General features: G+C 30.2%; 9 protein-coding genes. 3 read left to right on the top strand and 6 right to left on the bottom strand.

Annotation, left to right across the window (positions count from 1 at the left end):
• Nucleotides 1-3 precede the first annotated feature (3 nt).
• Genes M0D21_RS23105 through M0D21_RS23100 form a run of 3 tightly spaced genes read right to left on the bottom strand, consistent with a single transcriptional unit; the run spans nucleotide 4 to nucleotide 1,639 of the window.
• Nucleotides 4-528 (bottom strand): DUF4199 domain-containing protein, encoded by a 525-nt coding sequence (locus tag M0D21_RS23105; RefSeq protein WP_394802444.1) that lies wholly within the window; start codon nucleotides 526-528, stop codon nucleotides 4-6.
• Nucleotides 529-540: 12 nt separating this feature from the next.
• Nucleotides 541-1,074 (bottom strand): DUF4199 domain-containing protein, encoded by a 534-nt coding sequence (locus M0D21_RS04550; protein ID WP_248327263.1) that lies wholly within the window; start codon nucleotides 1,072-1,074, stop codon nucleotides 541-543.
• Between the two features lie 43 nt (nucleotides 1,075-1,117).
• The gene (locus M0D21_RS23100) at nucleotides 1,118-1,639 is read right to left on the bottom strand and encodes a DUF4199 domain-containing protein (protein WP_394802442.1); all 522 of its coding nucleotides are present in this window, start codon (nucleotides 1,637-1,639) and stop codon (nucleotides 1,118-1,120) included.
• Nucleotides 1,640-1,847: 208 nt separating this feature from the next.
• On the opposite strand from M0D21_RS23100, the gene M0D21_RS04545 reads away from it, so the two are divergent.
• The gene (locus M0D21_RS04545; RefSeq protein ID WP_248327262.1) at nucleotides 1,848-3,530 is read left to right on the top strand and encodes a helix-turn-helix domain-containing protein; all 1,683 of its coding nucleotides are present in this window, start codon (nucleotides 1,848-1,850) and stop codon (nucleotides 3,528-3,530) included.
• Between the two features lie 75 nt (nucleotides 3,531-3,605).
• On the opposite strand, the gene M0D21_RS04540 is transcribed toward M0D21_RS04545, so the two are convergent.
• The 3 genes from M0D21_RS04540 to M0D21_RS04530 all read right to left on the bottom strand — a co-directional run bounded on the left by M0D21_RS04540 (nucleotide 3,606) and on the right by M0D21_RS04530 (nucleotide 5,885).
• Complete coding sequence (locus M0D21_RS04540; protein ID WP_248327261.1) at nucleotides 3,606-4,130, bottom strand: DUF4199 domain-containing protein; 525 nt, start codon at nucleotides 4,128-4,130, stop codon at nucleotides 3,606-3,608.
• 107 nt (nucleotides 4,131-4,237) lie between these two features.
• Nucleotides 4,238-4,822 (bottom strand): RNA polymerase sigma factor, encoded by a 585-nt coding sequence (locus M0D21_RS04535; protein WP_248327260.1) that lies wholly within the window; start codon nucleotides 4,820-4,822, stop codon nucleotides 4,238-4,240.
• 553 nt (nucleotides 4,823-5,375) lie between these two features.
• Complete coding sequence (locus tag M0D21_RS04530; RefSeq protein WP_248327259.1) at nucleotides 5,376-5,885, bottom strand: DUF4199 domain-containing protein; 510 nt, start codon at nucleotides 5,883-5,885, stop codon at nucleotides 5,376-5,378.
• Between the two features lie 329 nt (nucleotides 5,886-6,214).
• Here M0D21_RS04530 and M0D21_RS04525 point away from each other — a divergent pair, with 329 nt between their 5' ends.
• Nucleotides 6,215-6,676 (top strand): hypothetical protein, encoded by a 462-nt coding sequence (locus M0D21_RS04525; protein ID WP_248327258.1) that lies wholly within the window; start codon nucleotides 6,215-6,217, stop codon nucleotides 6,674-6,676.
• Between the two features lie 79 nt (nucleotides 6,677-6,755).
• Nucleotides 6,756-7,007 carry a type B 50S ribosomal protein L31 gene (locus M0D21_RS04520; protein ID WP_248327257.1) on the top strand — a complete coding sequence of 84 codons (252 nt, stop codon included), beginning with the start codon at nucleotides 6,756-6,758 and terminating at the stop codon, nucleotides 7,005-7,007.
• Nucleotides 7,008-7,181 lie beyond the last annotated feature (174 nt).

Here is a 7,181-nt window from a genome sequence, read left to right as displayed (position 1 = left end):
GGGTTACATTTTTTTCTTTTTGTACATAAATGCTCCAGCTATAGAGGAAACACAAAAACCAATTGCAATATAAAGTAAGAGTTCGTATAGATTTTTGATATTTAGTAGGTTACTTGTGGTAGTGGATGTGATTTGATTAATTTCTTTAGGAAGTAATTCAGGGTTGTTTAACATATTACTTTCCCTACTCCTCTCCAAGGTGTTATTTAGATATTCAGGGGTTATGATATTTTTGTAAAACAAATACCAAATAGTAGTTGTGAGAAAAGCGAAAATGCTAAAGCAGAAGCCTATTGTAACGGCCTCTTTAAATTTTAGATAACCATTATTATTCTTTTTAAATATGTATATAGCATAAGGCATAAAACCAATTATAAGAAATAACTCTAAGGTGATATTTAACTTATTTCTAGATCCTGGGTGGTTAAATATTAGGTATGCTACTGTCGATTTTAACCCCCACAGGAAACCATATATTAACCCATATATAAGTATATGTTTATAGATTGAGGTTTTGTTAGGTTTCATAATAGATAGGAATTACAGTTTTTTCTTTTCATGCATAATTGCTCCCGCTATAGAAGCAATAAAAGAACTAAATGAGATATTGATTATTAGGGTGTATAATTTTATTTTGAAATCGAATTTACTCCTGGCAGCCGATGTTATCTGGTCAATCTCTTTTGCAGATAATTCGGGGTTTTTTAACATCTTTGTTTCCCTATTTCTCTCAAGAACAGTACTTAAATAATCGGGATGTATAATGTCTGTATAAAGTAAATACCAAATTTGACTAAAAATAAATTGGAAAATGCCCATAAAAATCCCAATTTTTAGTGCATCAAGAAGTTTTAAATAACCACTATTGTTTTCTTTATATGCATACATAGTATAGGTTATGCCGCTTATATATATAAATAGTTCTATTATAATCGCTTCTGTATTCCATTGTTTTGGAGCACTTAAAGAGTTGAAAATTAAATAAATTATGGCTCTATATGAGAACCATATGCATCCATATATTAACCCATATATAAGTATATGTTTGTAGATTGAAGCAATTTGATTAGTCATATTTGTTTTTTTATTTGAGGCTTAAGTTTTATCCGATCAAGACTTAAGGTTGAACTTTTTTATGCAAAATAGATCCGGAGAGTATGGAAATAAAAAAACCAAAAAATACTACCCAAAGAAATGAGATTATCGTAATATTTTTTTCGGTATTATACTTTTGAAAAAGTCTAATTTTATCATACAATTCCTTTGCTGAAAGATTAGGTCTGTTTTTTAGAATCCAATTTTCGTAAATCAAGGTAATTTTGGAAGACAAATCATATTGGAATATGTTTAACAATAAAAAATGATATATGGCTAATATTATACCTCCTGTTACGGAAATTATCATACCTGTTTTTAAGGCTTTATTTAGTTGTAGTATATTGTTATGGTATTGTTTATAATTCAAAATACAATAAGTAATAATTACAGTTTGAATCAGTAATCCTATGACTAAGGAAATGATCGGGTACAATGAAAATACTTGAATACTTTGAAAAATAGAAAAATAGATAATCCAGAATACCCCCAAGTAAATTCCAAATTTTATATTGTAATTATGTATCTGTTTATTATTCGGCATTGTTTTTTAAATAGTGAATTTAATTTTACAACGTTTATTTTGCTGCTATTTTTACAGCACAACAAAAATAATGTTCAAATGATAGTTTAAACAAGTAAAACTAGTCGTGTTTTATGAAATAAGACTGGTTTTTATAGAAATTTGCAATTTAAAACTTAGTGTAAATTACACCTATCGTTTACTATAGAAACAACAAACAAAATTTGAAATGAATAAGATATTTCTTTTACTTTTTTTCTTCAGTATTGCAATGCATGCCCAAAAAGAGGAACAAGTAGTTTCAGATTCGATACAGTCAAAAACATACTTTCAGTTGTATGATTTGTTTTTTGAAAATTTAGAAAAAGATCCAGAAAAAGCTCTTGTTTATGCAAATGCCTATTTAAAAAAAGGGAAAAAGGAAAATAAGAAAACAATTATATCTCATGGATATTTTTTGTTATCGCACCTATATAAAGACAAAAAAGAATATTTAATATATGCAGATAGTATCATAAGTTTAAATAAAGAGAGTAAAGGAAAGGAATATCCTGCCAGGGGGTATTTGCTTAAAGGCGAATATTACTTAAAAAAAAGGCAATATGAAGATGCCTTTGAAAATTATAAAATAGCTAACATTTATGCTACAAGAAGATCTAATTCAAGAATAATATATCATTCTAATCGGGTTATAGCAAAATTTAAAAGCAGAGCAGGATTACATGAAGAAGCGGTTCGTCTATTTAAAGATTGTCATGAGTATGCTGTAGATAATGGAATAACCAAAGGGGTAGAGGATTTGTTATTACTGGCAAATGAATTGGTAGCGATAGATTCTTTGGAAACAGCTTTGCGGTATACTAAGAAGGGTATTAAGAAATCGTTAGATAGAAAAGATGAAGAGCACTATAATTCTTTTTTACTCCAGGCAGGAGTCGTTCTATATCGCCAAAAAGAATATAAAAAATCTTTAGATAGTATAACCAAATCTCAAGTGTATCTAGAAAACTCAAATAAACAAGATGAATTAGTAAGGTTGTATTATTATTTGGGAGAATTGCACTGGATACTCAATAAAAAAAAGACGAGCGTTTTATACTATAAAAAGATGGATTCTATTGTTCAATTATTTAGGACTTATGATCCAATTATTTTATCTGGATATGATAATTTAAAGAATTATTATCATGACTTGAATTATAGTTCTGAAAGCGATGTGTTTCTGAAACGACAAAACAGGCTGGATAGTTTGTTGAAAGAAAACGTTCAAGAGAATTGGATGAGAGAAGTAAAAATATATCAAACCTTTCGTATAATTACAGGAAAAGATGTTATACTCTCTGATCAAAAAGATGAAATATTGAGTTGGAAACTTTTTTTTCTTTTTGCCGTTTTCGTATTTGTTATTTGTATTTCAGTTATCATTTATTTGGTTAAGGATCGTAACCGTTATCAAAAGAGTTTTAGAGCAATTGTTACGCATACCAACAAAGCAGAAGAGCCTTCACTTGAAGCTAAAGAGGAAAAAGAGAAAGAGCTAAAAGATTTAAACATTTCTCAAGACGTAATTCAAAAAGTAATTAAGGGGCTTGATGAATTTGAGAAAAAAGAACGGTATTTAAATAAAAAGTACAATTTGGGAATATTGGCCAAAGAGTTGCATACCAACTCTTCGTATCTGTCTAAAATCATTAATATTTCTAAAGGAAAAAATTTTGCAACCTATTTGCATGATCTTAGAGTAGGATATGCTATAGAGCGCTTAAAAGACGATAGACAATTTAGATTATACTCCATAAAGGGTATTTCTGAAGAAATTGGTTTTAAAAACAGTGAAACCTTCTCAAAAGCATTTCATAAAAAGACAGGAATTTATCCTTCATCTTTTATATCCAGGTTAAAACAGACCTAATCCATGTCAAAAAAGAAATTGGATTACATCATGAAAGCATGTAATCCAATTGTTATACTATAAAGTAGGGTTGTATTAATACAACTCTTGTTTTTTCTTCATGATCAGTCCGGCAAACAAAGATATAATAAAACCGAAAAATAAACTACCAATAATAGAAAGTGCTACTTGTATATATGGTGAGGTCATTTTTTCTGTAAACGCCATGGTTTGTTCAACCATTGCCTCAGTCATATCTGGGTTTTCAAGTAATTTTTCTCGTTGTACCTCTAGCATTTGTGCGTTGTAGGTGGGCTCGATTACTGTGGTAAGTGTAAAGGTCCAAATGACACCAATAATACCGCTTATTAAAGCGATTCCTATACCTATTTTAAGAGCGTCAGAAAGAGAAAGGAAACCGGCATTTGCTTTTTTATAGGCCTTAATACCGTATACGATGGCTGCAATCATAATAAGGAATCCTATAATCCCGATAGACCAATGCGGGTCTGTATACATTCCGGTGACGTACATTACTACACTTAAAAGTACAGATACTACACCCAGAATAACTCCATAGTTTATAATGATCTTTTTTGAAGATACTTTTTCTTGTTCCATTGTTGAAAATTGTTATGGTTATTTAATAACTCATAAGTATTCAAATATAGTAAAATGTTACAAGTTCGATCTATTTTCTTCTATGAAGTACCAAAGTTTCTACTTGATCATGCCTCTGCCAATTCCTGATACAACGGGTCTTTTACAATGGTTTGAATGATCTGTTTTTTGGTTTCGCATTTCTTTTTGCGAACATATTTTTCGGTATAACCGGTATATTCTGCGATTTCCTGACTGCTTTTTCCTTCGAAGGCAAGCTCCCATAACTGTCGGGTCGTATCTTTTAGGGTAGAGAAATAAGAATAGAATAAGTTTTTGCGATCGGTTTGAAACAATTGTTCGGTTACTGAAACGTGATCATCATTAATATCATCTGCATAAATATCTGCCATAGCCCATTTTCGTTGTTTACGCATTTGGTTTCTCCAAAGGTTTTTGCAAGTACCTCTAAAATATCCCCCTAGAGTGGTATTGATTAAATCATTGTTCGATTGTAGTTTGGCATATACCAACACCAGCGCATCCTGAAAAATATCTTCGGCATCTTCATAGCTTCCTCCTTGTCTTTTGATATAACTTTTCAAGAATGGTAAATGTTGCTTATAAAACGATGTTAAGGTGGCTTCGTTTCCTGCTAGTATTCCATTAATAAGTTCTTGTTCACCCTTTGCATTCATACTATTTGTTTTCATCCCTTTTTTGTTTACTTGTTGAGTTGAGTGCTTTTAAAAATTAACTGCTACTGTTTTTCCTTTTTTTTTGTTTTTTGATGCAGTTGATTTTTTTGTGTTTTGTTGGGTACACATCGTAAATAGGGGACCGATATTGTACATTACAAATGTAGGGGAGGAATTAGGGTAAAAACAAGTGAAATAAGCCTTGATTTATAAATATAGACCGGTTTTTGTATATGTATTTTTTGTTTTAAAATACTGATAATCAATATTTTGTTGATAATTCTTGGTTTTAAGACATCAAATATAATTGATCTCTGGTTTTATAGGGGTTTTAGGGGAGGAATCTTGTCTTTTTAAGTGATTTTTACAGAAAAATATGGTGTAAGGGTATAACTATATTGGGTGCAAAAAAGATATGTTTCTGGCTAAGTGATTTTTTTAAAAAAAGAGAAATTGCTACGTTGAAAAATGAATATTTCTTAAGATTGAATGATAAGAATCGTATCCTCTTTTTATAAAAAGAGAATCATAATAAAACGGTTAATATGTAAAAAATGAATGGTAGTTTTTACTCAAATGGATCGGGGTTTTTTTGCAGAATAGCTCCGCCTAATAAAGCAATAAGAGTGCCGACAATCATATTTCCGATTAAAGAAGCAATAGATATAGCTAAAACAAAGCTATTTTGATTATTCTGAGTAATATCAGATTTTTGTATATCATTTGCTGATGGAGTTTTATTTAATTCTACCAGTCTGTCTAGGATATCCGGTGCTAAAATTTTTAAAAGAAATATATCCCATATGATATATATGATACTACCTATTAAGGATATACCAACACCAATTATAAAAGCTTGACTTAATTTTAAAAAACCGTTACTAGCCAGTTTATATTTATAAATACCCAGAAGTGTCACAATTATGAATAACGAAAGATTAATTGCTGAGAATACCCAATTAGTGGTAGTTCTATTCTCGGTGATGTAAGAAACATATCCGTATATTATCAAGAAAACACCTAGTATAAGCCCATATTTTATAATAAACTTTTTGATAGAAATAGTAGTTTCGACCATATAGTAATTTATTTTTAAATGTTTTGTTAAAACATTAGACTACAAATATAAAAAAATGTTACAATTACCATAAAAATAGCGTTTTATCGGGATAATTCACATTTTTATCGTATATTTACAAACAGTTTACGGTTTTTCCGTAATCAAAATGCGGTGTTAGGTGCCGTAAAACAAGGGGATTTACTCATTTTGGGGAATGATGGTTAAAGTGTTGACGTATTGTGATTTAAGAGTGAATTTCTTTGAAAAACAAAATTTTGTAATAAATTAGAGATTGAAATACCCCAATTTTTAAAATTGTAAAAATATATTAACTAAAGAAATCACGTATGAGAAAATTATTACTTTTTTTATCGATTGTAGCCTTTGTGGGGCTATCATCCTGTTCTAAGGATGAAGTAACTGAGATTTCTCAGGAAGAGAAAGAGTTGCTGGTGAAACAAACCTTAATCGAATTTAATAATAGTGCTGTTAAGACTGGTAAATTACAAAGTTTTGCTAAAATTTGGACATCAAAGTCTGCAACAGCTTCGGAAGCGGAGTTAGAGGAAATCTTACAAAACTTTCTAGGAGATCAGACACAAGTTTTTTTGGATTTGTTCTATGAATTGGAAGCTCTAAATTTGTCTAGTGAAGAATTCCATTCTATCGCTAACAAATATGATTATTTGAGATCGCACATAAGATTGAATAAGAATGAAAATGGTGTTTGTGGAGTTCAAGGAGCTGTGGGGGATTTTTTAGATTGGTTATTTGAGTGTGAGGGAAGTGAAGCGGCTGAGGATAATTGATTTTATTTTTTCATGAAACATTTGTCATTTTAGAAATAAGTTGTAAATTTGCACCTCGCAAAAACGAAAAGATTAAAAGATGAGAAAAGGTATTCACCCAGAAAATTATAGATTAGTTGCTTTCAAAGATATGTCTAATGACGAAGTTTTCTTAACAAAGTCTACTGCGAATACTAAAGAAACTATCGAGGTTGATGGTGTTGAGTATCCGCTAGTGAAATTAGAAATCTCTAGAGCTTCTCATCCATTCTATACTGGAAAATCAAAACTTATCGATACCGCAGGACGTATCGACAAGTTCAAAAACAAATACGCGAAATTCAAAAAGTAATTTGGCAAGAACGAATAAAAAAAGCCTTTCTTTTCAGAAAGGCTTTTTTTATGAAATATTGTTTTCGAATCTTGGTAATAAATTTAAATTTCATCTGATTTGCTTTAATTGAGCTTCCTTTCTTTTTTTCATCGCCAAAAAAGAAGTAAAAAAGTCTAGGCGTACAAAAGGAAC

Source organism: Aquimarina acroporae, from assembly GCF_023195925.1.
Taxonomy (GTDB): Bacteria; Bacteroidota; Bacteroidia; order Flavobacteriales; family Flavobacteriaceae; genus Aquimarina; species Aquimarina acroporae.
Note: the sequence above shows the minus strand (reverse complement) of the source record. Positions and strands in the feature narration are given on the sequence as shown.